Annotated in this window: 23 protein-coding genes and 1 pseudogene; 10 read left to right on the top strand and 14 right to left on the bottom strand. The window is 39.2% G+C overall.

All coding sequences use genetic code 11. The features are described 5' to 3' along the window. Positions 1-8: 8 nt before the first annotated feature. The 3 genes from GPDM_RS04195 to GPDM_RS04185 form a co-directional block, all read right to left on the bottom strand. On the bottom strand, positions 9-1,331 hold the full coding sequence (locus GPDM_RS04195) for a (Fe-S)-binding protein (protein WP_008429279.1): 1,323 nt from the start codon (positions 1,329-1,331) through the stop codon (positions 9-11). Then, complete coding sequence (locus tag GPDM_RS04190; protein ID WP_050789197.1) at positions 1,318-2,751, bottom strand: FAD-binding oxidoreductase; 1,434 nt, start codon at positions 2,749-2,751, stop codon at positions 1,318-1,320. The genes GPDM_RS04195 and GPDM_RS04190 overlap by 14 nt, the downstream gene beginning before the upstream one ends. Positions 2,752-2,877: 126 nt before the next feature. Next, positions 2,878-3,975, bottom strand: coding sequence for a CdaR family transcriptional regulator (locus GPDM_RS04185; RefSeq protein ID WP_237704134.1), 1,098 nt, complete (start codon positions 3,973-3,975; stop codon positions 2,878-2,880). Between the two features lie 167 nt (positions 3,976-4,142). Between GPDM_RS04185 and GPDM_RS04180 the strand changes: the two genes are divergently transcribed. Beyond that, positions 4,143-5,108, top strand: coding sequence for a bile acid:sodium symporter family protein (locus GPDM_RS04180; protein ID WP_008429276.1), 966 nt, complete (start codon positions 4,143-4,145; stop codon positions 5,106-5,108). A gap of 71 nt (positions 5,109-5,179) precedes the next feature. Here the strand turns inward: GPDM_RS04180 and ltaS are convergent, their stop codons facing one another. The 4 genes from ltaS to GPDM_RS04160 form a co-directional block, all read right to left on the bottom strand. After that, complete coding sequence (gene ltaS / locus GPDM_RS04175) at positions 5,180-7,132, bottom strand: lipoteichoic acid synthase (RefSeq protein ID WP_008429275.1); 1,953 nt, start codon at positions 7,130-7,132, stop codon at positions 5,180-5,182. 303 nt (positions 7,133-7,435) lie between these two features. After that, entirely contained in the window at positions 7,436-8,188 is a 753-nt protein-coding gene (locus GPDM_RS04170) for a hypothetical protein (RefSeq protein ID WP_008429274.1), read from the bottom strand. A 4-nt stretch (positions 8,189-8,192) separates the two neighbouring features. Beyond that, positions 8,193-12,029, bottom strand: coding sequence for an AAA domain-containing protein (locus tag GPDM_RS04165; protein ID WP_008429273.1), 3,837 nt, complete (start codon positions 12,027-12,029; stop codon positions 8,193-8,195). Between the two features lie 142 nt (positions 12,030-12,171). Continuing rightward, positions 12,172-12,486, bottom strand: coding sequence for a TM2 domain-containing protein (locus GPDM_RS04160; protein ID WP_008429272.1), 315 nt, complete (start codon positions 12,484-12,486; stop codon positions 12,172-12,174). A 163-nt stretch (positions 12,487-12,649) separates the two neighbouring features. On the opposite strand from GPDM_RS04160, the gene GPDM_RS04155 reads away from it, so the two are divergent. The 4 genes from GPDM_RS04155 (at position 12,650) to GPDM_RS16960 (ending at position 14,887) form a co-directional block, all read left to right on the top strand. Beyond that, entirely contained in the window at positions 12,650-13,135 is a 486-nt protein-coding gene (locus GPDM_RS04155) for an SRPBCC domain-containing protein (protein ID WP_008429271.1), read from the top strand. Positions 13,136-13,192: 57 nt separating this feature from the next. Continuing rightward, complete coding sequence (locus tag GPDM_RS04150) at positions 13,193-13,825, top strand: Pr6Pr family membrane protein (RefSeq protein ID WP_008429270.1); 633 nt, start codon at positions 13,193-13,195, stop codon at positions 13,823-13,825. A gap of 204 nt (positions 13,826-14,029) precedes the next feature. After that, on the top strand, positions 14,030-14,386 hold the full coding sequence (locus GPDM_RS16965; RefSeq protein WP_008429269.1) for a helix-turn-helix domain-containing protein: 357 nt from the start codon (positions 14,030-14,032) through the stop codon (positions 14,384-14,386). A gap of 24 nt (positions 14,387-14,410) precedes the next feature. After that, positions 14,411-14,887: a GyrI-like domain-containing protein gene (locus GPDM_RS16960; protein WP_008429268.1), complete on the top strand. Its 477-nt coding sequence runs from the start codon at positions 14,411-14,413 to the stop codon at positions 14,885-14,887. A 247-nt stretch (positions 14,888-15,134) separates the two neighbouring features. Here the strand turns inward: GPDM_RS16960 and GPDM_RS16850 are convergent. From GPDM_RS16850 to nadX, 4 genes and pseudogenes are all read right to left on the bottom strand, one after another. After that, positions 15,135-15,475 (bottom strand): annotated as a pseudogene (locus GPDM_RS16850) (restriction endonuclease). A 579-nt stretch (positions 15,476-16,054) separates the two neighbouring features. Then, a complete protein-coding gene (locus tag GPDM_RS04130; RefSeq protein WP_008429262.1) occupies positions 16,055-16,420 on the bottom strand; it encodes a helix-turn-helix domain-containing protein in 366 nt (121 codons plus the stop codon). A 193-nt stretch (positions 16,421-16,613) separates the two neighbouring features. After that, positions 16,614-17,747 carry a glycerate kinase gene (locus GPDM_RS04125; protein WP_008429260.1) on the bottom strand — a complete coding sequence of 378 codons (1,134 nt, stop codon included), beginning with the start codon at positions 17,745-17,747 and terminating at the stop codon, positions 16,614-16,616. A 65-nt stretch (positions 17,748-17,812) separates the two neighbouring features. Continuing rightward, positions 17,813-18,592 (bottom strand): aspartate dehydrogenase, encoded by a 780-nt coding sequence (gene nadX, locus GPDM_RS04120; RefSeq protein ID WP_008429257.1) that lies wholly within the window; start codon positions 18,590-18,592, stop codon positions 17,813-17,815. A gap of 177 nt (positions 18,593-18,769) precedes the next feature. Here nadX and GPDM_RS04115 point away from each other — a divergent pair, with 177 nt between their 5' ends. After that, positions 18,770-19,516 carry an SDR family NAD(P)-dependent oxidoreductase gene (locus tag GPDM_RS04115; RefSeq protein WP_008429255.1) on the top strand — a complete coding sequence of 249 codons (747 nt, stop codon included), beginning with the start codon at positions 18,770-18,772 and terminating at the stop codon, positions 19,514-19,516. Between the two features lie 89 nt (positions 19,517-19,605). Here the strand turns inward: GPDM_RS04115 and GPDM_RS04110 are convergent, their stop codons facing one another. Both GPDM_RS04110 and GPDM_RS16710 read right to left on the bottom strand, forming a co-directional pair. Further along, the gene (locus tag GPDM_RS04110; RefSeq protein WP_008429254.1) at positions 19,606-20,991 is read right to left on the bottom strand and encodes an FAD-binding oxidoreductase; all 1,386 of its coding nucleotides are present in this window, start codon (positions 20,989-20,991) and stop codon (positions 19,606-19,608) included. 166 nt (positions 20,992-21,157) lie between these two features. After that, positions 21,158-21,301: a hypothetical protein gene (locus GPDM_RS16710; protein ID WP_008429251.1), complete on the bottom strand. Its 144-nt coding sequence runs from the start codon at positions 21,299-21,301 to the stop codon at positions 21,158-21,160. An 85-nt stretch (positions 21,302-21,386) separates the two neighbouring features. Here GPDM_RS16710 and arr point away from each other — a divergent pair, with 85 nt between their 5' ends. Then, on the top strand, positions 21,387-21,803 hold the full coding sequence (arr, locus tag GPDM_RS04105) for an NAD(+)--rifampin ADP-ribosyltransferase (RefSeq protein ID WP_008429249.1): 417 nt from the start codon (positions 21,387-21,389) through the stop codon (positions 21,801-21,803). 59 nt (positions 21,804-21,862) lie between these two features. After that, positions 21,863-22,297, top strand: a complete 435-nt coding sequence (locus GPDM_RS04100) for an OsmC family protein (RefSeq protein ID WP_008429247.1) — start codon at positions 21,863-21,865, stop codon at positions 22,295-22,297. A 72-nt stretch (positions 22,298-22,369) separates the two neighbouring features. On the opposite strand, the gene GPDM_RS04095 is transcribed toward GPDM_RS04100, so the two are convergent. Further along, complete coding sequence (locus GPDM_RS04095) at positions 22,370-23,875, bottom strand: phytoene desaturase family protein (RefSeq protein ID WP_008429245.1); 1,506 nt, start codon at positions 23,873-23,875, stop codon at positions 22,370-22,372. Positions 23,876-24,226: 351 nt separating this feature from the next. Between GPDM_RS04095 and GPDM_RS04090 the strand changes: the two genes are divergently transcribed. Both GPDM_RS04090 and GPDM_RS04085 read left to right on the top strand, forming a co-directional pair. Then, entirely contained in the window at positions 24,227-24,748 is a 522-nt protein-coding gene (locus tag GPDM_RS04090) for a DinB family protein (protein ID WP_008429243.1), read from the top strand. A 159-nt stretch (positions 24,749-24,907) separates the two neighbouring features. Further along, positions 24,908-25,531 carry an NAD(P)H-binding protein gene (locus tag GPDM_RS04085; protein ID WP_008429241.1) on the top strand — a complete coding sequence of 208 codons (624 nt, stop codon included), beginning with the start codon at positions 24,908-24,910 and terminating at the stop codon, positions 25,529-25,531. The last annotated feature ends 2 nt before the right edge of the window (positions 25,532-25,533 follow it).

Genomic DNA, 25,533 nt, shown 5'->3' with positions numbered 1-25,533 from the left:
TCCACCCCTTAGTTTTGGTTTTTATGAATCGCGTCATATAAAAAATCAACTATGTGCACTGCTTGCATCTCATCTTCCAATCCTTCTCGCTGAATGCCTACTTGCATTTGCATCAAGCATCCCGGATTAGAGGTCACAATCTTGGCCGGTTGTAGCTCTCTCACTCCTTTCATTTTCAAGTCGAGTATTTTTTTCGCCATTTCCGGTTGCAGTATATTGTAAATACCTGCAGATCCACAACAGCTTCCTGCATCAATCAATTCTTTATATTCAAAACCTGGCGCATCTTGTAAAAGAGACCTAGGCTCTAAAAACACTTTATTGACGTTGCGCAAATGGCACGAGTCTTGATAGGTGACAATTGCTTGACTCTCTACTTGAATTTCTTTTAATCGATTGTTCAAGCCCAACTCTACTAACAATGAAGAAATATCGATCATTCTTTCTGAGAAACGCTTTGATTTTTCAGCATATGCGGAGTCCGATTGTAAGTGTTTCTCGTATTCACTTAAAAAAGCACCACAACCACCTGCATTATTGACGATATAATCATAGCTGTCTGAATCAAATGCATCGACATTCGCTCTTGCATTGCGCAACCCTTTTTCGAGTTCTCCGCTATGGCCATGCAAAGCACCACAACATTGCTGTTCTTTTGGAATGACAACATTAGCACCCAGCCACTCTAACAGCTCGATGGTTTTCCGGTTGGTTTCTTGAAAAAGGGTATCCATTAAACACCCTGCAAAGAACGCAACCGTGGTTGTTTTCGGTTTTAAAGTAGTTGTTCTTTTTTTCTTCGTTTCAATAGTCGGCAATACGCCTTCCATTTCTTTCATGAAGGGTGGGAAAAGATTTAAAAACCCAATTTTTCTTGTTGCCTTTTGTAACCCGCTTTTTTGATAAAACTGAACAAGCTTTACTGCTCCTGCCATTTTCTTTTGATCTGCAAACACGCCATCAAAAGTCGATGTCCGAATTGCTTTTTCTACAATTGTTTTAGGCTTTACTTGCTCTACTGCAACACGCGTTTCTTCAATCAACACACCGTATTGCACACCCGCAGGACAAGCTGGCTCACAGGCTCGACATCCAAGACACATATCAAATGACTCTTCGACTGAACTGTCCCAAACTACATCCCCATCGCGCATCCCTTTCATTAACGCAATGCGACCACGGGGTGAATGAGTTTCATCCTTGTTCGTCACTAAATATGTAGGACAAGCTGGTAAACAAAAACCACAACGCATGCAATCCATCAAATACTCTTCATCTACATTTTCTTTAAACGATTGTTGCATCCGTTGCTGCAATTCAGTTACCACCATGAATCACCAGCCTTTTCTTTGTTTCTTTCGCAAAAATCTTGCCCGGATTCATAATGTTTTGAGGATCAATCGATTGCTTGATGTTGCGCATTAAGGCCATCCCTGATGCTCCAAGCTTCCATTCCAAATAAGGAGATTTCATTTCTCCAACACCATGTTCCCCTGTTATGGTTCCACCCAGATCGATCGCTACTTGGAATATTTCATCTAACGCTTTTTCCACTCGTTCCATCTCTTCTTTATCTCGTACATCTGTTAAACAAGTAGGATGTAAATTGCCATCTCCAGCATGACCAAATGTGCTGATTTGCACATCGTATTTCAAGGCAATTTCTTGTATTGCTTTGACCATTTTGGCGATTTCAGATCGTGGCACCGTCGCATCTTCTAAAATGGTTGTCGGACGTTTTCTCGATAAAGCAGATAGTGCAGCTCTTCTTCCTGTTTTCAAAACATCAGATTCTTCTTCTGAAGCCGCTAAAATAGCGGATGTTGCTCCATTTTCTTTCGCTATGGTAATCATTTTCTGTATATCTTCCTCGACTTGCTTTTCGCTTCCATCTTGTTCCATTAGTAACATGGCTTCTGCTTCACGAGGTAGCCCAATTTCCATAAAGTCTTCTACAGCTCCGATAGTGCCTTTATCCATAAATTCAAGTGTTACTGGAATAATACGGTTTGCGATGATGGCTGATACGGTCTTTGCAGCTTCTTCTAATGAATTGAAATAAGCAATTCCGGTTTTCTTTGCAACAGGCAAGGGAATCAACTTCAAGGTGATTTCTGTAATTACACCAAGCGTTCCTTCAGACCCTACTAAAAGAGATAATAGGTCATACCCCGCGACATCTTTAGCCAATTTCCCGCCAATTTTCATCACTTCACCATCGGGCATAACAACTGTAAGCGCTTTCACATAATCCTTAGTTACACCGTATTTCAGTCCTCGTAACCCTCCCGAATTCTCACTGACATTACCGCCTATCGTTGAGATTTTCATGGAGCTTGGATCTGGAGGATAAAATAAGCCGTTTTTTTCTACATAAATACTGACATCTTGTGTAATAGCTCCTGGCTGAGTAGTAATCGTCAAATTTTCTTGATCTAATTCTAAAATTTCACTCATGTTGTTAAACAACAAAACCACTCCACCTCGAGATGGCACAGTACCTGCAGCTAAATTAGTTCCTGATCCCCTAGGAACAATTGGAATTTGTTCTTTTGCACAAAATTTGACAATTTCTGCTACCTCTTCTGTATTTCTAGGTGAGAGTACCAAATCAGGCATTTCTTGAAAATTTGCTGTGGCATCGTAAGAATAAGCAAGCAAGTGAGCTTGCGAATGTTTTACATTTTCTTCTCCAACTATTGATGCGAAAGAGTTTTTTGTCTTCAACTCCACTTTCCTCACCACTTTCATATAAACTCTTTCGATAATTATAATATTCAAACTGTTCTAACATCTATGTTCTTTAAAACAAATCTGAATATTAATTCTCTGTATTTTTTGTATAAAAGACTAAATGACCCTCTGAGAGTCAGAGAGTCATTTTTTCCGATAGAGACGAATCGCCGTATATACAATTACTAAATCATTCATATCATGCAGATCTACGCCTAGTATGTTTTGAATTTTGTTTATCCGGTAAATCAACGTATTTTTATGAATATGTAATCTATCTGCCAAATCTTGAAGTGAACTTTTTCGCTTTAACCAAGCTTCTAACGTTAACATCAACTCTTCTTCAGCTACTAAAGGTTCGATTGTACGTTTTAAAAACTCTTTTTGCACTTCATCTCGAACCGAATAATATAGCAATTCTAGTTTCAAATCTTCTTCGAATACTATTTTTCCTTGCCTCTCAGATACGGCGAGCGCAGTTTCTGCTTGACTAAAGGAATCTTTTAACTGATGAAAGTTATTAAAATTCCCGACGCCAATCGGTAGTTTTTGTCGTATTTTTTTTTGGATTCTTAACGATAAACTCGTTAACCCCTCTACAAGTTGTTCCTTTTTAATATCTGGCATTAAAAGCACTAACTTCTCCATTCCCCAACGGATAATTTTCAGTTCAGGATGAAGGGTTTGGATTTTTAATAAGCCTTCTACATCTGTAATTTCAAGTTGTTGATATGTTTGAATAACAGCTATTCGTCTGTAAAGAGAGCTATCGATATTGATCATGCGGGCTCGGTCTTCAATAACTTCTACAGAAGAATCTGTTGTGACCAAATCAAAGAAAAAGAATTCAATTTCGCGTATGTCTCGCTCTTTTTCTTCTCTGGAAATAGAATCCGTGATAAACAGCTCCACCACTTTTTTTACTAGCTTTGCGTATTGTTCTACTTCCGGTGGTTTACCGGTAATGCCTAGAACGCCAATGGGTGCTCCCGATACAATGATTGGCATAACGATACCAGGACGTACTCCTCGTAACTTATTACACAATTCTTCCGTAAGGTGGAGTTCCTGCTGATTTCTCATGGAAATCGCAGCTCCCTCATGAAAAGAATTTAACCGATTGGAATCTGTACTTGCGATGATAAACCCATTTTTATCTGTTACGATTACATTTTTGTCCATTAAAGAAGTGAGTTCTTCCACAATTTTAGAACTCAATGATTCCAAATCAAACAAATCCACCACCCCTTATCCGTTAATGTAAAGTAGTTCACAAGTTTTTGTTAATTCTTTATTAGCTTAACAGATTTCGAAAGTTTTCTTTTTTTATAAATTAGACTGAATAATTAAACATTAATGAGTATAATAAGTTCTATTAGCATAATTCGATTGAAAGGAAGAAAATATCTATGTCACTTATAACATTCATCTCTAGCAAATTGCCTTTTCTTATTTTATTTGTTTCAGTAGCCACTTATTTTTCGCCCATTCATTGGCAAGTCTCCTCGTGGGTGCCAAGTCTACTGTTGGGGGCTGTTATATTCTTTGCTGGGCTATCGATGAATATTGAAGCCTTTAAAGACATTAGAAAAAAGAAGAAAGAAATACTAGTGATTACCGGATTAAAATGGACGCTCACTGTATCGGTGTCGATTGCATTAGCCCACCTCTTCTTTTCATCTAAACCTGAAATAGCAGCCGGCCTTATTTTAGCGGGGACGGTTCCAAGCGCAACAGCTGCCACTGTCTATACTTTTCTAGCAGGCGGGAATGCTTCACTGGTCGTCGCTGCATCGTTACTTGATGTTGCAATCAGTCCCATCGTAACACCTGTTGCGATGCTTGGTTTATCCAGCGAACAAGTCGCTATCTCCTTTTTCGATCTTCTTACTTCATTCGCTTTGATCGTTGTATTGCCTATGGCACTCGGCTTATGGATTCAAAAAGGCATTCCTAAGTTGAAGTCCTATACAGGACCTGTCACAAAACTCGGAACTTCTTTAGCATTATTAGTAATTGTACATACGATTATTGGCAGCGGGAAAGAAGCCATCACTTCTGAATTAGCTACTATTCCACTTCTTGTGGTGGCTACGTTCATTCAAGTTACGGTGCCAATGGCGGCAGCATATTTTATTGCGAAAGCGTTAAAGATGGACGAACAAGATGCACGGGCTGCATTGTTTCAAGTAGGGCTTTGCAATACTGCACTTGCAGCCATTCTTGCTTATAAATTTATCGGTGAACTCGGTGTAATCGCACCTATTTTTAATATGATTTTCAATTTATCGATTGGCGCGATGATTGCAAATCGTTTTAGTCAACTGGATGGTTCCATAGAAAAAAGGAATCACTTAAACCTACAGAATGATTAGTATCATTTTCCAACGCAAAAAAGCATCCCACTAAGCGAACAATCGCTTGTTGAGATGCTTTTATTTGTATCTTATTCAGTTTCTTCTAATGAAGTGCTTTGGTAGCTATAGTCGGACGGGTCAATCGGTGTGAACCCGACTGGTGTATAAAACCTTAACAAATCACCATTGACCAATTGGTCTGACAGTTCTAATTCGAAGTTAGACTGCTTTTGCAACTGCTCAGCTTGCTCAAGCTGTTCGTCCTCAATTGGCAACCCGGTTTCTGGATTGTAATAATTTTCACCAATTGAATAGATATCTGGACTTACGTAATCACCATTTCTGAAAGTCACCAATTCCTCGTGATCTTCAGACAATAAGTCTGCGCCAAATTGAACATAATTCTCTGTTTCAACGCCAAGCAAATGCAGGACTGTCGGCAACAGGTCGATTTGACCACCATAAGTATGGTCAATTCCGCCCTTCATGCCTGGTACATGGATGAACAATGGCACTCGTTGAAGGTTCGCATTTTCAACAGGTGTGATTTCTTTTGAAAGAATTTGTTCCATCGCTTGATTGTGGTTATCGGAAATTCCGTAATGGTCCCCGTACATTACAATCATCGTGTTGTCAGTTAAACCCGACTCTTCTAATTGCGTGAAGAACTGCTCAATAGCTTCATCTGCATAGCGAGCTGTTTGGAAATAATCATCTACGCTCGAATCACCCGTTGTCGCTTTTCCAATCGTGGTTAACTCTTCGTCCATGTGATATGGAAAATGATGCGAAACCGTTAATAGCTTTGTATAGAAAGGTTCAGGCAGTGATTCCATCATGACACCTGACTGTTCAAAGAACGGCTTATCCATAACGCCATATTCTGCCATGTCTTCTTCTGTCAAATTGGTATACGATTCAATATCGAAGAAATGATCATAGCCAAACGATTTATAAACTTCATTTCGGTTCCAAAACGTTCCGTTGTTGCCGTGGAATACAGCTGATGTGTAGCCTTTATCTTTTAAGATAGCTGGAGCAGCCTGATAAGTATTACGGCCTTTCGTAATAAATGCTGAACCTTTTGGCAATCCGAACAAAGAATTTTCAAGCATAAACTCTGCGTCTGAAGTTTTACCTTGAGCCGTCTGATGGAAGAAATTATCGAAATACAACGTGTTTTGATCACCAATTAATGAATTCAAAAATGGCGTTACTTCTTCTCCATCCAACTCATAGTTTAGTAAGAACTCTTGGAACGATTCCAAATGCAAATAAACAACATTCATACCTTCTGCTTCTCCAAAATAGTCCTCATTTGGCTTAGCATAATTGGATTTTGTGTAGTTCAATACTTCTGTTTTATCATCGCTATCGGCCAATACTCGTTGAGAAGAGGCTTTCACGGTTTCTACCGTGTCATATAGAGCGTAATTGTACATACCCAAATATTTCACAATGTAGTTTCGGTCAAAGCCGCGAGTTAACAACTGCGGACGGTCTTTTTCCGCTAATGCTAAGTTAAAGAACGAAATAGCTAATGCAATGGTAATGACCGGTAAAATAGCTCTTGTTTTAAAGTTACCAGACTCTTTTTTAAGTTTTTGTGAAAATACAAGAACACTTAAAATAATGACATCGACAAAGAATAAAGCATCTGTCGGTTGGATTAAAGTCACTACGCTGCCGCCTAAATCACCAAAATTTTGTGTTTGAAACAGGGTCGGCAATGTTATGAAGTCACTGAAAAATCGGTAATACACAACGTTCGCGTATAACATGACCGACATTAATGTATAAATTAACAGGAGTGACCAGTATTTTCGTGCTCCTTTAAAGAAGAACGACAAACTTAATAGTAATAAAGCAGATCCGAGCGGATTGATGAACAGCAACATTTCTTGGAGCGTGCCATCAACATCCAGTTTAAATTGAGTTTTTTGTGATACGTACGTTTTTATCCATAGCATAACAACTGCTAAAGCAAAAAATGGTACATACTTATTCATGGTTTTTTTATTGTCAGTTTTAATCATTTTCATATTACACCTTCTCATAGTTGGTCTTCACAAGGACTTTGGGACATTGAAGTAAACTTTTGAACCCAATAGCGTACGTAAATTTATTGTAAAAATTATGACAAGCTCTATTCTACTCTAATACACTAGAAAATGACAGTTTGGCGTTTTTTCAGAATATTCTTTTTTTATTATTAAAACTAACATATTTTTGTTACTGATATTTCATAAATTAGCTATGCTTGTAGCGGATACTTCTGTCTTTTTGCTTCATAATTTACACTCTAATTAAAAAAAGCAGGCGCAACGGAATAGTTGCGCCTACTTTTATACGTTTTGCTCTTCCATCGCCCTACGCCATTTTACGAGTTCGCGTGCTTCGATCTGCTTTTCTATAACCTCGTCCCAGCTGCTCGTCATTAAATTCCAAACACGTGAGAAAAAGATGTCTTGCTTGTCGTCATATAACTGAAACTCCACACACGAAATGTATTTTGTCTTTTGTTCTATGCAGCTTGTTATGCCGGTAATAATCGTTTGAAAGCTTTCTTCTCCGGTATTGACACCTTCTTTAAATAACAGCTGTTCGATTCGATCTTTGTTTAAACTGCCCTTTATGGGATAACGATAAATTCCGAGCGCTTCGTCTGCTTCTTCCGAAGAATCTTCTCGTGCTAAACGGTACTCATCATGAATGGCGCTATACGAAATTACCGTTTGTCCGCCTTCCATTTCTTCATCGAAAATCCCTTTTTCCAAATAGTCATGCCCTTTTGGTGTCAGTTTATAACCTGTCTTTTCCAATCTAATCAAGCCGATACGCTGCATTTTATAGATTAAATCGCTAATAAACAACTCTTCTACAAACAGCATTTCCGATAAATTAGCAGCTCGTCGAATATCAGCTTCTTGAAAAGCGAGTAGTAACATTTTCATCAAAATATCCATTTTCAACCGTTTAACCTGATCAAACCCAACATCATATAAAACAATCGGCAGCTTCCAAAGCTGCTCGTTGACGATGGAGACATCCGGATTGCTCGTTATCGTCGCACGTAATTCCGTTCGTAAATTGTCCACATCGTCACCCCTTACTGTTTTCTAATGCTTTCAAGCCGTTTTTCTTTTTCACAACTTCTACTACATGCTTGTACATCTTGCGTGTTTCTGCCTGTTTCGCTTGTTTGGTGAACATTTCTGAACTGCCGACAAGCACTAATAACTCTTTTGCACGCGATAAGGCAACGTTTAAGCGTCGGTAGTCTTTTGCAAATCCGATATCGCCATGTTTGTTTTGGTTGTTTCGCACCATGCTTAGGATAATAATATCGCGTTCGCTTCCTTGGAAACGGTCAACCGTTCCTGTTCGAACCGTCAAATGCGGCAAGCGCAATTCTTGGTCGAGCATGCGTTGAAGACGTTTGACTTGTTCGCCGTAAAAGCTAATAACACCAATGCTTTTTAATTCATCTGAAGCAATTCGTCCTGCTCTTTTTGCTTCGGCTGTCGCATCATTTAACTCGACCAATAAAGTACGAATTTCTTGAAGTTCAGCAGCGTTGTATAAGCTTTTCCCGCCACTCATGCGTTCTTCAAAATAAGCAGGTTCATTTGGCAAATCAAGCCACATCAAGTGGTTATTTCGTTTTACAATCGATGATTCTAGTAAATGATCGCGCTCGCTATCCGAGTCCACAATGCCACATTGCAATTGATCGTTTTCCAACCGGTAAAACGGTGAAATGGTTTCCATAATGTCTTCATGCATGCGGTATTGAATAGCTAACATGGTTTTATTGGCAGCTGGCAAGTTTTTATACAACCGTTCAAATAGCGACTCTTCTAATAGCTTTTCAAGTTCTTTCTTTTCTTCAAAGCCATTATCTTCGGCAATCATTTCTTGAAGTGTTTCTTCTAACGTGTCATTGCCGAGAAGTGGTGGCAGCTGATGATGATCACCTACCAGTATGACTTTCTGCCCTTTTAACATTGGCAACAATAGTTCGGGTGGTGTAGCTTTTGACACTTCGTCAATAATGACCACGTCAAACTCTGGGTAGTTGTCGATAAAATCTTTACGGGCTGACGCCACACATGTTGTTCCAATAACGTTGGCGTGTTTAATATACAATTTGCGGATTTCATCCAAATCGTGCTCGTTTGCAGTCGCCAATAAATCTAACCATTTTTTCTGTACTGACTGCATTAAAGGTAGATTTTTCATTTCTTGTTTTAGCGATTCTTTCGTAAATGACAAACTAGCCAGTTGTTTTGTTGTTTCTTCTAAGCGCTGCTCAGGATTCGAAGTCAAAACCTCTGCTAAAGCCATGAGTTGCTGTTCACAATTGGCTATTGCCTCTTCAACTTTTTCGATTTCAGCTTCTACTTTAGCTAAACCGCTGCTAATGGATTGTAAGACCGTATATTTTTGTTCGAGTTTAGCTTGCTGATCTTTTATACGCTGTTTGGTTTGATCAAACAAATTTTTGTCTTTTTGAAGCTTTTCAAGTTGCGCTTTAGACTCGCGAATCGCGCCGTTAATGTCAGCGGGGAGGTCAGCCACATTCGGCAATTGCCGGTAGCGCAGTTCGAGTGGCGCCATGTCTTGTTGTTGCTTTTCTTGTTTTTCCAACCATTTAGCATCCCATACGCGGTACTGTTCTTGCTGTTTAACAAGTTCATCGCATAAAGTTTTCTTTAAGTCGCTAAAAGCACGCTTTGACTCAGCAACATACACATCAACCGCTTTAAACTTCGCGCCTCTTCTCCATAAATCATTTTGTCTTCTATATAAGCCAATCAGCCCTTTTTGCAAAACGATTGGATTGCTGCGCTGTTCCCCTTTTAATATCGCTCTCAACTTTTCTAAATACTCGTCAATTTCTGCAGAGCTATACGCTTCTGCTTTTAACAAGGCTTGTTCTTTTAGGTTGGCAACTGAAATATCAACAGAAGTCAGCAGTTTTTCAATATACGTAATTGCCGGAGAAACACGCTCGTTGTATTCGTTGAGTTTGGTCCAGTCTGCCATGTTTTCACGATTGGCTTCTAGTCGGTTGATCAAATACGTAATTGATGGCGTTTCTTCAACGCGTTCTTCTTTTATCACGTCCAACAAGCCATCGATTTTTTTGATGCTGTCCATATTGGCAATCGCTATTTTTTTCTGTTCCATAATATCCGCCATTTGATCACGTTTTTCTGTGATGGCTTCAAGTTCATGCCTTTTTACTTCTAAATCTTGCTCTAAGCGTTCTCGTCCAAGCGCACGCTGAAGTTGTTGAATCGCTCCTTGGATTTTCTGTTCTTGCACGAGCCACTCGGTGCCTTTTGTTTCTTCAATAAAGACAGCATCTTGTTGAAGTTCGTTTTCAAGCGTTTCGATTTCTTTTTCTATCGCTTGTCTCTCTTGTCGTGCTTTATCCTGCTCACGCACGAATGCAGATTTTTTTACTCGTTCTTGTTCGAGTTGTTGCTGTATTGCTTGCTGCTTTTCAACAGCTCGCTTTTTCTCTTCTACTGCAACTACCAAACTTTCGTATACAGGCTCCAGTTTTTCTGTAGCTTGTTCGTTTTGTGTTAGTTCTTTTTTCAATTCGGGTTCGCGTTTTGCACGCATTTCATATTGCGCCGATACTTCTGCTAACGTATGGTCTTTCCAATATTGGCCAACATTTTCTTCGATAAACTTCTTACCTTCTTCTTCGATGCTTTCCGTACGACCCACCCGTAAAATTCGAATGTCTTTATTGGCAAGCAAACGTCCAAGTGCATTATCAACCGCTAAATTCGACTGGGAAGCGACCAGTGTGCGCAATCCTTTTTTGGCGTTTTGCAGACAAATTTCCGAAATAACTGTGGTTTTCCCTGTACCTGGGGGTCCTTGTATTACATATAAATCCTCTGCTGCTATGGCACCTGACACCGCTTTTTGTTGAAATTCATTTAATCGATTATGAAAAGTCAATTTCTCTAAAGACCGAAGCGGCTTAACAGGCGGTTTTTCTTCAAATAAGAGACGATCTAGATTGGAGTTTACCGCTAGTCCTTTTTCCAAGTTGGCAAAACCTTGGCGCAGCCGTCTTATTTGGCTTAAAGCCGCAAAATTACTAAAGACGACTTCTTTTTTATCGAGTGACAAGCCGTTTTCACGAAGCTGCTTGACCATATAGTTTTGGAGTTCTATTTCTACCGTTCGGTTTGCTGCTTTAATAACAGTGCCGACGTCTCCAGATACACCAGTCAATCGCACCGTTAAGTTTTTTAACGATTTCCATTCGGTTTCTTTTAACTGACAACCTTTTAATGTGATACGGCTAAAGTCGTGGCTAAACGACAAACTCGAATAAGCGGTTTTGATGTCTGGAATATCCATGCCGCGTTCCTGAATTTTCAAATAGCCTTCCCAACTGCCGATCCGCTTTTTCACGTAATCGGAACTTTCTTTAGCAGGCGTCATTCGGTTAATCATATTAATCAGTGCTATCGATGCCGCCTCTCGCGATCGATCAAACAGCATATATTCTTCACGCTGCCAGTTTGTGCCGAGCGCTTGATAGGCTTTTCGCTGCGTTACATTTGTAATCAACAAAAGATGATTCGTAAAGACGCCATGCAAAACAAACGATGCTTCCGCTTCTTTTCCTGTTAACCGCACATTTTCCGATTTGTCCAAAATCAGCGCAACCGAAAGCTCGCCATCCGCATTAGAAGGATAGCGTTCGATAAACACCTTAAACGCTTTGTCCGCAACAAAAAATGAGCGTTCGCTGATGCCGAACACGCCCATTTTTTCCATTGCCGTCTTGGTTAGTCGTACCGATGTTTTATATGTTGCTGAATGTTGTTTACTCATGTAATCACCTGTTCTTTGAAGCTGAAGAAATTTCAAACCGATGCTTTTCACCTGATCTGTTTTCATCTAATCATATCATCGATTTGAAGATATGGGGTTTTAAAGTTGTGAAATTTACACGAAAGACTGTTGTTTATAAACTCTGAATTTCGAAGTAAATAAAAACGTCGCTCTCAGATGGTTTTCTGGGAGCGACATTAAATAGGACTTAATTGTAAGATTTCACTTGAGAAATTGCTTGATGTTCAACTTGTTCATTAACCGCTCTAATACGCCCACCGATGAAAAACACATCAACTAGCGGCCAAATAAATAATGTCATCCAACCAAAAAGAAGCATACATACGCCCATCACAGTATTTCCTAGATAAAAGCGGTGACCACCAAAAGAGCCTAAGAAGAACCACAATAGGTAAGCAATTAATGGTTTTTTAGATTTTGCTTCCATTTCTTGTTGAACAATCATCAATTGTTCGCTTGTAAGACCTTGTTTGCTTGCGATACTAGAGTTAAAAGTCGTCATTATTATTTCCTCATCTCAAAAGGTTTATTTTTATCCCTTAATATTACAATAAGCATTTCTTTTAGTCTATATAAATTCCAATAATTTATTTATCGCTGGATAGAACTAATGATAAAATGAGTATATAGAAATTAAATTCTTATTAATCAGATTTCAAAAGGAGTTGTTTATAATTATCCAGCCATTCAACTACCGAATCGATTCTGCCACACGCCTGATCAAGGTTTCTTCCAAAGATATTTACCAATCATTCATCAATCCTGATACATTTGCTTTGTGGCTTCCCCCTCAAGGTATGTCCGCAAAAATTGAAACATTTGATGTTTGTGAAGGCGGGGTATACAAAATGAGTCTTATATACAAAGTCACTGACTCACAAAAAGGAAAAACTTCGCGTGATACAGATGTTTTCCAAGGTACATTTCTAAAAGTAGTGAAAGACACAAAAATAGTGATGTCAGTCGTATTTGACTCCGAAGATCCTGCGTTTTCAAGTGAAATGATTCAAACGTGGTATTTAGAAACTGTTTCAGAAGGAACGCGTGTTACGCTTATTTGCGAATACGTTCCTAAAGGCATACGTAAAGAGGATCATGATATAGGATTAAATTCTACGCTTGAAAACCTTGCTCGGTTTGTTGAACGGTGAAGCAATTTCATAAGACCAATTAGCTTTATGAAAAGGATATTTTAAGGAGATGAATAAATGAAAAAAATAGCTCGAGGACTTCGTTTAGTACTTAGCATCATGGGCTTGATCGCTATTATTGCTCAAATGACACATGGGTTACGCTATAATGGTCTAGTTCTCAGTAATTTTTTTAGCTTCTTCACAATACAAAGCAATATTTTAATTGTAGGTGTATTACTAATCGGGGCTATGCTCTCTACTAAACAATTCCACTCTCCACAATTCCAATTAGTCCGAGGAGCCGTGACAACTTACATCATGACAACAGGAATTGTTTATTTTCTATTCTTACGCGGCATGGAAGCAGAGCTCCAAACGACTATTCCTTGGGTAAATTTCATTTTGCATACATTGTTACCCCTGTATGCATTATTTGATTGGCTAGCTTTCCCTTCACGAAACCTTATTTCTTTTCGACGCATGTGGTTATGGATTCTCTATCCACTCGCTTACTTAGTTTACACATTACTCCGCGGTCCGCTGGTGGATTGGTATCCGTACCCGTTTTTAGATCCACGAATTAGTGGGTATGGCCAAGTACTTATCAGCTCAATTTTTATAACGGTACTTATTCTGCTTTGTTCGTTAATTGTTGTAGGAAGTCTAAAATTGCGTGCAGCTTCCACCTCATCTGTTGAAGTCGAATAGAATGAATGCGCTATTTAATGAAAGCCCTATTGCCTCCTCATTTTCAGGAGACAGTAGGGCTTTTGATTGTTCGTACCAAGACGCCTTATAATAGATTCAATTATATGAATGGATAAAAGCTTTACATACCCTGTCCAAAGAGAGCATTTATTGACAGGAATTCATCTAACAAAACATATAAAATAAAACTAAGGAGTGATCGAGATGGGCTGGCTAGAATCCATGCAGCAGGCAATCGATTTTATAGATGAACATCTAGAGGAACCCATTACGCTCGAACAAATCGCAGCGCGGGCAAACGTTTCTATGTTTCATTTTCAGCGAACATTCTCGATTCTTACAGATATGTCGGTTGGCGAATACATCCGTGGCAGACGCTTAACACTCGCAGCACATGAATTAGTAAGTACTAACAAGAAGATTATTGATATATCTTTTAAATACGGATATGAATCCCCAGAAGCTTTCTCTAAAGCTTTCCGCCGACAACATGGTATTGCACCAAGTGAAGCGCGCAAGAATTTGGGCAGTTTAAAATCATATAACCGTTTAGTCATCTAAGTAAAACTGAAAGGAGCAGAACCAATGGAATATACAATTGTAGAACGAGGCAGTTTCAAAGTAGCTGGTGTAAAGCAGCAGTTTTCAACAGTAAACAATGGTAACTTGAAAGGCATTCCCGAAATGTGGCGTACAGCACTTGCCGACGGGACAGATGATTTACTTTTTCGTCTAAATAAGGGACAAATAGCAGGCGTATTAGGTGTTTGTGTTGGGAAATCAGATGGTATTATGGAATACTGGATTGCTACTGAAACGAATACAGAAAAACTAGATGGGTTAGAAACGATGGAAATTCCAGGCTCGAAATGGGGTGTTTTTAAAGTTCATGGTCCGATGCCAGATGCCATACAGGATGCGTGGAAGAAAATTTTCTCTGAATGGTTTCCTTCCAATCCGTATGAACATGCTGGAACGCCGGAACTCGAAGTCTATCCAAAAGAAGATGCCTACCGCCAAGATTCCTATTCTGAAATTTGGATTCCACTGAAAGCAAAGTAAGAAACCTTGAGTTCCTAGACAAACCGAGCTACAGCTGCTTTGATTTTTTTAAAATCAATCCAATTGCTATAGTAATAAAAAATACCTCTATCGATATCAGTTAGATTTCGAAAGAGGTATCTTTTTTTATGTTACGGAACTTTAGAAATTTTCATTTCACATATTATATAGTGGTTAAATCGACTACGATTTAAATTAGGATTTTACTGCAAAACCACAAAGTTTTTTAGAAATGAAAACTACTGTTTTACTCTGTCTTTTTTTCTAGCAAAATCTTCATTAGTTGATCTCTATTGACTAATTTAACGTGATTACTAGTTGCTAATTCTGAAGCAGCCTTCGTGAAAAAACTATTGGTGACAACCCATGCTTCGTTTGCACCATAATGAAGCTTTGCAGCAGAAATTTCTTGTACTGCTTTAATTCCCACATTGCTTTTATATCTTTTTGCTTGCACCGCAATTTTTGAATACCTTTTTCTAAAATCAAATCTGCTCCATAGTCGCCTGCGTAAGGCGTTTTTCGAACAGTATAACCTTCTGACTGATAGCGTAACCGTAAAAATTCTTCAAATTCCGCTCCAGACATTGTATCTACTCGTAAAATTCCTGATGCATTTAATTTGTTTTGCTTTTTCAATTGGCTCATTTTTACGAGTACCAACATAATAATAAAACCAGTTACAAAAACGCTAACGGTGGCTGGAAGTGATTGTGTGTAAATAAATGTAACTGCACTGCTGAAAATTAAAACTCCCATTATCAGCTCTGATAGACTTTCCTTCTTTTTCTTTCTTGCCATGGTAACCGTCCTTTGCAAAGTGAACTTCGATCTTATTTTGTTGGTCTAACTACTAAATATAAGCTTTTTCAAGCCTTTCTTTTTAGATAAGCTCTTCTTTCTGCATAAATAACACATTTAACACAAACAAAAACTGCTTTATGCTGGTCATCGTAATATTTTCTAGGTTCATTTGCTTTCTGTTTGCATACGGCACACTTCTTTTTAAAAATTGTAAACATAGCTAGTTCTCCTTGTTTTCTTTTTCAAGAACAATATTTAAGAGCTTCTGTCCGTGCATTTTCAATTGCATTCTTCTCAACAATTTTCGCTATATTGAGATCTCTATCTTTTTCCCAATAATATCTATTAATATGATTTACAGCATTAATTCAAATTAAATTTCTGCTTTACTCTTTTTACAATGTCTGCTTCTTTACTTTGAATAAATTGATTTCCTAATTGTTTCACCAAGTTATTAATTTCTTTTGTCATTTCTTTCTTCAGTTCTTTCTTCATGAGCAATTGATTAATTATTTGACCATCCGCTGCGAAGTCTCTACCTACCAAAGCATCTAAAGATATGCTGTACAAATCAGCTAACTTCACTAACAACTTTAATGAAGGTTCTGTAGTACCGAGTTCGAATTTCCCATACACAGCTTTAGTTATTTTCAAATGCTCGGCAACCAGCTGATGAGACAATTTATTTTGTAAGCGCAATGCCTTTAAGTTCTCCGTTAATTTTGTCATGAAGTATCCCCTTAAATTAATTTGATTGTTAAATCATAAATACTTTTAAATAATCAATAAGACCCAACTAATGATTCAATAGTATCATATAACTAAATAGATAATAACTAAAATTTTACTGTTATTGAAAATTACAACCAACGTAAAACGCCGCTCCCTAGAATGAAATCTAAGAAGCGACGTTTTATTTTTTCTAATTGTTCTCCATAAATGTTTTAACAGCAGTACGTGTTTTTATCTTTAATTGGTTATAAGCATCTGACATCGCTTGTTTAGCTGAAACTTCAGCACCAACAATTGAATAGACCTCTGTAAAATAAGACTGCAACAAACTCCGACTTTCTGACTCAACCATTCCAGAAACCAGTATAACCGGTTTGCCTGCTCGCTTAGTGACTTGTGCAATGCCAAAAGGCGTTTTTCCAGATAAGGTCTGACTGTCACTTTTTCCTTCTCCAGTTATGATTAAGTCTGCTGTTTCAATATACGATTCAAAGCCCATTGCTTCCAATACCACCTCAACACCAAATTGCATGTCCCCTTTGAAAAAGGCCTGCAATGCACCTCCTGCCCCACCTGCTGCACCAGCCCCTTGTTTGTTATGGAGAGCCATACCTGTTAGTTGCTCGACTTTATCGGCGAAGTTTCGCAAATTATTATCTAGCTGCTCGACCAACTCAGGAGTCGCACCTTTTTGGGGACCAAATATGGCTGAAGCTCCTTGTTTCCCGATGAAAGGATTTTCTACATCACTCGCGATCAAAAAGGTGCTTTCTGTAAGGCGTCGGTCAAAGTTGGAGGCGTCTATTTTGAAAAGCTCTCCTAATGAGCCGCCACCTCTTGCTATACGCTGTCCATCACCGTCCAAAAATTTCATATCAAGAGCTTCTAATATCCCCGCTCCCCCATCATTTGTAGCACTTCCTCCAAGTCCTATAATAAACTTCCGAAACCCTGCATCTAATGCGTAGCCCATCAATTGTCCGGTACCAAAGGAAGATGTGATTAACGGATTTCGTTCTTCTTCTTTTAAAAGTGACAGCCCTGAAGCTTCAGCGATTTCAATTACGCACGTTTGACCATCGCCTAAAACACCGTAACAAGCAGTTATCGTACGCCCAAGCGGATCTTCAACTAGATGTTCGGTTAGTTTGCCGCTAGTCGCTCTGACCATGGCACTCATTGTGCCTTCCCCGCCATCTGCTGCGGGCAATAGAACGACATCTATACTACGGTCAAGCTCTCGTATGCCTTCAGCCATCGCTTCAGCTGCTTTTATGGCTGTTAAACTGCCTTTAAACGAATCGGGCGCTACTATGATTTTCAATTCCCAAACCTCCCCACCAACTTAGAGTAGTTAAACTTCAAGAATATATGTCATTTCTCTTCTATTTAGTTGCCAATTCGAAGCGCACTTTCTTTATTTTGCAACACGCTCAAAATACTCAATGCTGCAAGAAGACTGGTCTTTGGGTTACTTGGCATCGGGTTGTTTTCAATTTTTAACTCCATCCGCCCAAAATCCCCTTCTGCTTCAATGGTGTGAGAGTTTTGTGTAACAGACGGATCAACGATCACACGCACTTTCGTTTTTTCAGCACCGATTCCCGCAATGGCGAGCACTAATGCTACATTGGTGTTCTTTGGAAATTTTTCAACTGCTTGATATGCAGTACCTTCAAATACCACTTTCTCTTCGTCTGATTCTATGCCGAGCGATGCTGGAGATTTCCGTGTCGTGATCTGAACTTGTTTTAAACCACGAGCCGCTTTAGCCGATTGCAAAACGTCTAGTCCGCCAATCGCACCTGATGGGAGGAATACGGTCGTACCTGAAGACGCTGCCATTTTTTTGACTTTATCTAGAAAAGTACCTTCTTTAAATACCCCGATGCTGCTAACTACGAGGTCTTTTTTTCGAGCGACCACATCTTCCACGTAAAGACTTGCCGCTTCGATCGTTGATGCTTCTACAACAATATCGAGTGGCGTGTTCAAAAACTCTTGGAGATCGGTATAAAAACTAACGTCATATTTTTTACTTAGTCGCGGTCCCACTTCCTTGTTACGCCCGAAAAAAGCAATCACTTGACCATCGACCAAGTGATTAACGTTTACTTGTTCCAATAAATACGTTGCGATGTTGCCCGTTCCAATGATCCCAATATTCATATCCATCCTCCTCACGTAACTAACATCGTTTCTTAAATTGTAAGCTATTTGGTAACACTTATACAGCTCCTCAATATAGCACTAGAGACAAGCAGTTTTGCGGTATGTCGGTTAACTTTTCTATTTTAGGGAAAGAAAGAATATAGAAGTTAATTTCATTAGAGGAGGAAGATAAAATTGAACAAAACAGCAATCATTACAGGCGGCGGCAGCGGACTTGGTCAAACTACTGCTTTTTATTTAGCAGCTGAAGGTGTCAATGTCTCTGTAGTCGACATTAGTGAAGATAGCGGTAATGAAACAGTCGAAAAACTAAAAGAAAAAGGCGTCGATGCAATTTTCATTAAAGCAGACGTCTCAAAAGTAGAAGACGTTAAAAACTATGTAGACAAAACACTAGAGCATTTTGGCTCAATCGATTACTTCTTCAACAACGCCGGAATTTCCGGCAGCGGCAAAAAATTCCTTGAAACAGATATTCAAGAAATCGATCAAATTGTCGGCATTAACTTGCTTGGCGCATTATACGGTTTACGATATGTCGGAGAAGCAATGTTGAAAAATGGCGGAGGTTCTATTGTAAATACAGCTTCAAGCGCAGGCGTCATTGGACAAGCTTCTGTTGTGACGTATGGTGCTACGAAACACGGTATTGTTGGTATGACGAAAAGTCTTGTGGCAGAGTATGCTAAAGATGGTCTTCGTGTCAATGCGATTGCACCTGGTCCGATTCAAACGCCAATGGTGAAAAAGTTCTTCGAAGACAATCCAGATATGAAAGAAAGTGCTGAAGCTGGGATTCCACAAAAACGCTTGGGACAACCAGAAGATGTCGCAGAACTTGTGACGTTCTTGCTGATAAAAGCAGATTACATTAATGGTGAAACAGTTCGCATCGATGGCGGATTTACAAATACAAAATAAAATAATTACTAAAGGTAGCTAGGAAATTCCTAGCTACCTTTTTTAACCCATAGAAAAAGCCGCCCAACATATGGACGGCTACTCACTATTTACTCTCCTTTTATATTCTTCCCCGGATTTAATAGATTGGCAGGATCTAGAGCGACTTTAATTTTTTCCATGACATCAAAAGCACCGCCATGTTCTTGACGCTGATATTTTTGCTTACCAATGCCCACACCATGCTCCCCTGTACACGTACCGCCTCTTTCAAGTGCGTACAACACAATACGTTCGTTGAACTCCTGTGATTTTTCTACTTCTTCTTGATTGTTCATATCAATCATAATAAGCGCGTGGTAATTGCCATCGCCAACATGTCCAAGAACTCCGCCAGGTAAGCCCAGTTCTAATAGGTTTTCACGGGCATGTTCTACTGCTCCAGCCAGTTCTGAAATTGGCAAGCAAACATCCGTTACCATCATTTTTTTGCCGGGATGCGCATGGATATACGCATAGGCTAATGTATGGCGTGCTTCCCACAAACGATTCCGTGCGGCTGTATCTGTTTCAAAAGCTACTTCTGTGCAGCCATGCCCTTGAACGATTTCTTGCATAAACTCAACATCTTGTTGCAACCCGGCCTCGTTGCCGTGAAACTCTAAAAACAGAGTTGGTTTTTCGAGATAAGCTGTATCGTTGTATTTATTAACTTGTCTCATGGACTCTTCATCTAATAGTTCGACTCGTGCAATTGGAATGCCCGCTTGCAAAATAGAAACAACCGCTTCTACCGCATCTTTCACGGTCTCAAACGATGCACGTGCTGCGGTGATAAACTCAGGAATTCCGTAAACACGTAGCGTCATTTCAGTAAAACATCCGAGCGTACCTTCAGAACCGACAAACAAGCCATTTAAATGAAGACCCGATGAAGATTTTGCTGCCTTGCTTCCGGTGTGAATGACGGTACCATCTGCCAACACCACTTCTAAATCACGTACTTGGTCGCGCATAACGCCATATCTCACTGTCGTCGTTCCGCTCGCATTTGTTGCGACCATTCCACCGAGTGTGGCATCAGCTCCAGGATCTACGGTGAAAAACAACCCATATTTCTTTAACTCTTTATTGAGTTGCGTGCGCGTTACTCCAGGCTGGACTCTCACTAAAAAATCTTCTTCATAAACGTCTAATACGTTGTTCATTAAGGAAAAATCAATTGTTATTCCACCGCTTTGCGGAATGACATGGCCTTCTAAACTTGAACCTAGACCAAACGGAATAACCGGGATTTTGTATTGTGCGGATATTTTCATAATTGCTGAAACTTGTTCTGTTGTTTGAGGAAAAACCACGATATCTGGCAACTTCATTTGATGGTAAGACTCATCTTTGCCATGCAGTTCTTTAATTGTTTCGTTAACACTGATTTGCTCAGCGGTTAAATGCTCTTTTAAACTATCCAAAATCGTCTCTTGATTTGCTATTGCCATATTGATTCGCTCCCTTTTTTGCGTTTCATTAGTAATATTAGTCCGACCAATTAATCCAATTATACATAATAATCAGAATTGCGTTGCTCTACGTGTTGAATAAAACGAAAAAGACCATCTTCGAAATCGATTGATTTCATCAAATGGTCTTTGTTAATATCATATGTTAGAAGTACAGATAGCTGATTAAATCGAATAATCCAGCAAGGCCGTACATGACGATTGACACAACGATTACCCCAGCTACAAAGTAACCAAAAAGTTTTAATAAATCGAAAATCGCACCCATTAAATCCTCTATGAAACTCATCGATTTGCCCCTTTCTGAATCTTCTTTTATTCATTATACTACTACATAAGTTGATTAAAAAATACCATTTTGGAGGTAACTGGTAATGAAAGAAGAACAAAATTTTTTAGACAAAGGTCCTTTTTTTCATGGAACTAAAGCAGCACTGCACATTGGAGATTTATTAGAACCCCAAAATCAATCAAATTTTCAAGACAAAAAATCCAATCATATATATTTTACCGCTTCCTTAGATGCGGCCAAATGGGGAGCAGAACTGGCGGTAGCACACTCTAAAGAACGTATTTACATTGTTGAACCTTTAGGTGAATTCGAAGACGATCCAAACTTAACCAATAAACGATTTCCCGGTAACCCAACACGGTCCTACAGATCGACTTCTCCATTAAAAATTGTTGCTGAGTTGGGCTCTTGGCAAAGACACACTGAGGAAGAAATTAACCACATGCTTTCCTCTTTAAAGGCTTTGCGCGAACAAGGAAAAGATATCATTTTAGATTAATGCTAAAAAAGATTTAAACAACTTGTGGTAAACTGACAAAAAACATGGAGGGCGATGAGATGGAGACAGATCAATTAACGATTACCACCAAGTGGCAAGGCGACTTTGTTTTCTCAGCTGTTGGACAAGGAGGTCATTCGCTGACAATGGATGCTCACCAAGGTGTTGGAAATGATCAAGGTTTATTGCCAATGCAGGCTTTGCTCGGATCACTTGCAGGTTGTATCGGAATGGATGTCGTCATGATTTTACGATCTCAAATGAAAAATATTCGTTCCTTAGAAATCGTCACCGAAGGCATCAAACGACAAGATCCACCAAAAGAATTTTTGTCACTTTTAGTTACATTTTTCGTTGCAGGTGAAATTGCTAAAGAAAAAGTGCTGCATGCCATCAAAGTCAGTGAAGAAAAGTATTGTCCTGTTGCTCATTCGCTCAAAGCTGAAGTTAATTATCGTCTCATATTAAATGAAAAAGAAGTCGTCGCTGACTAGCGAGGGCTTCTTTTCATGAAATTTGCATAAAAAAAGATTGCTAACGTTCGCTCTGTTAGCAATCTTTTTTATTTATTTCCTCTGTTCCTGATCACGTTTCACAATTTTATCGCTCACTTGCTGTCCACTCAATGTCACCATTGGCATACCACCACCTGGATTCACTGTGCCGCCGACAAAGTACAGGTTGTCGTATAATTCGCTTTGCTTTTTATGCTTAAAGCCACCGTTTTTCTTTTTATCGGAAACTGTGCCATAAATTGCCCCACGGTCTGAACCGTAAACGCGTTCGATGTCATGTGGCGTCCAAACGTCACGTGTGACAATATTGTCTCGAAGGCCATGCATGCCCATGCGTTCTAGTTTATCAAGAACAATTTCTTCAAACTTCGCATAATCTTCAGGTGTAAACGGATTGTCTTGGATATACGGAATGTGTGGCAAAATCTTAATGTTTTCGTGCCCTTCTGGTGCTTGTGTCGGATCGGTTTTATTGACGTTGACTAAGTAAATGGTTGGGTCATCGGGCAACTCGTGTTTTTCAAACACTTTCTCCATTTGTTCATGTAAGTTTTCCGAGAAGAAAAAGTTGTGATGATTTAAAAATGGGTAGGTTTTTTTAACGCCGAGATGCAACACAAGTCCTGAACTTGCGGGTTCGTATTTCTTCTTCAAATCCGCAACAAAGTTTTCGTCTGCCGCCACCATTTTTTTATAGAACGGAATCACTTCCATATTCGACACATAATAATCGGCCTTTTTGAACGAACCATCTTCTAGTTCAATACCAACGATTTTATCATCTTCGCTTGTTAGCGCACGAATGACACCCCTACCTGTGTACAGTTTAACGCCGATCTCTTCGGCTAGTTTCGTTAAACCTTCTGCTAGTTTATGTGTGCCGCCTTTTACATACCAACAGCCTTGCGCATGTTGCATATAAATCATCATATTCAATACGGCAGGCGCACTATATGGAGAAGACCCGACATACTTCACATAATACGAAAGCATGTCACGCAAATGCGGATTGCTGATGCGTTTGGAAATCGCGCTATACATAGTAGATGTCAAATCAAAGCCAGTTAAAGTGGCCAAAATACCGTTTTGCGCAACTGCTTCAGCAGGTGACTCAAAACCTTCTTTTAAATAACTGTGTTCAGTCGTTTTGTAAATTTTCTGCGCGTATTTTAATAATGCATAATACTCTTTCATGTCTTTGCGAGAAAGAGCAGGGTTTTCCCGCTCCATCAAATCAAGATCGTGATACAAATCGAGTACCGTGCCATCAGGGAAAAACGAGCGCCACTCACGGTTAAGTCGTTGAATTTGTACATAATCTTCCATGCGCTTGCCGCTCCCTTGGAACAATTTATCGAAAATATGAGGCATTGTTAAAATAGATGGACCAAGGTCAAACCCAAATCCGTCTTGCTCTAAAAGATTGACTTTCCCGCCAATGTGATCATTTTTTTCATATAACGAAACTTCGTATCCTTGTTGCGCAAGAGAAATTGCCGCTGATAAGCCGCCAAGTCCGCCCCCAATAACAATAACGGATTTTGTTGAATTGCTCATGTATGTACCGCCCTTCTTCTCCTAAGTATTTCATCTTTAACCCTTATATCGATTCGGCAAAATTCATGTGGAGATCGAGACGTCAACCTACCAACTCCATTACTTATTAAATTCTTCAAAACTTCGACATACTCCTTTTATTTCCCTACCTGCCGATTTTAAAAACTTACTTTATGTAATCTTTGTATAACTTAAATACACAGCTGCTTTCAAAAAACGAAATATAGAAATCATATGCTCCTGAGAAAAGTACTTCTTCAGTTTAATTAAATGGTACGCTGTAAATGTATTAACTATATGGGCTCTTTCGCTACTCTACTATTCAAGTAATTTATACGAGGAGGAAATTCTATGAATTTTTCTTTAGACGAAGCCATACAAATTCTAGAAGCCACACCAAAAACTTTAGAAAGTTTTTTATCTAATTTATCGAACGATTGGCTAACCTGCAATGAAGGAGAAGGAACTTGGAATACTTCTCAAGTTATCGATCATTTAATTGAATGCGAAAAAACTAACTGGATTCCAAGGATAAAAACCATTTTAGCAGAAACCGAAAACAAGTCTTTTCCTCCATTTGATCGGGATGGTCATATTACGAACCCACCTAAAACCTCACTCGAGCAAAAACTGGCTGAATTCAAACAGCTACGTTTACAAAATATTAAGATTGTCAAAGACTTGATCAAATCCGACTCACAATTCGAGTTAACTGGAGAACATCCTGTGTTTGGTGAAGTGAAACTAAGAGAATTGATTTCTACATGGATGGTCCACGATTTAACACATCTTTCTCAAATTGTTAGGGTGATGGCAGAAAGATATCGAAAAGATGTCGGTCCTTGGGAAGAATATTTAGGTGTACTAAAGTAGACTTATCATATAAGTACGTACAAAAAGCAGAAACCAGTGAATGGGTTTCTGCTATTTTGCTTATCGCCTAAATTAAACCCGTTCTTTCCTATTAAATGGTTTCATCCCTCAAGCAGAAGGGAAAAGTTGAATACAGCATTTTACACGGGGAGGGATTGGATGAAAGTATTCGTATTTGGTGGTGGTGGAGATGTCGGAGAGTATGTGTTAAAAAAGCTCGCTGCCGAAAACCATGAAGCCATCACGATTGCAGAAACCGAGAATCGGGCAGAAGAACTGAAAATGATTGGTGCTGCCGATGTATGTGTCACGAAAGATTACGATTTTGTAGATGCGATTTCAGGATGCGAAGCAATTATTTATATAGCTGGTGCAAATCCAACAGCGGGTGAAAACAGAAACGTACTTGTTGATAAAGAAGCGGTAGCTCATGCGCTGAAAGAAGCGCGCACTCAAGGAATTGAACGAGTTGTTTATTTGAGTCCAGCTCGCGTAGATGAATCTGCTGAATCTCAAGACACGGGTGGCAAGAAAATTCCTGAAGAACTTATTAAGCTAGACGTCTTTACGTATACAGTCGTTTATTCGAGCCGCGGCGTTCACAAACCTGGAAAAGGCACGATTGATGTCATTACTTCCCCACCCAAAAAGGTTATGGAAATTCCTTATGAAGACGTCGCTGCTGTTTTAGTTGAATCTCTTACCAACAATGCTACATACAATAAAACATTAAAAGTGATACCTGGAAACACCCCAATCGAAAACGCATTGAAGAACGTATAAAA

It is taken from the genome of Planococcus donghaensis MPA1U2 (assembly GCF_000189395.1).
Classification (GTDB): domain Bacteria; phylum Bacillota; class Bacilli; order Bacillales_A; family Planococcaceae; genus Planococcus; species Planococcus donghaensis_B.
Note: the sequence above shows the minus strand (reverse complement) of the source record. Positions and strands in the feature narration are given on the sequence as shown.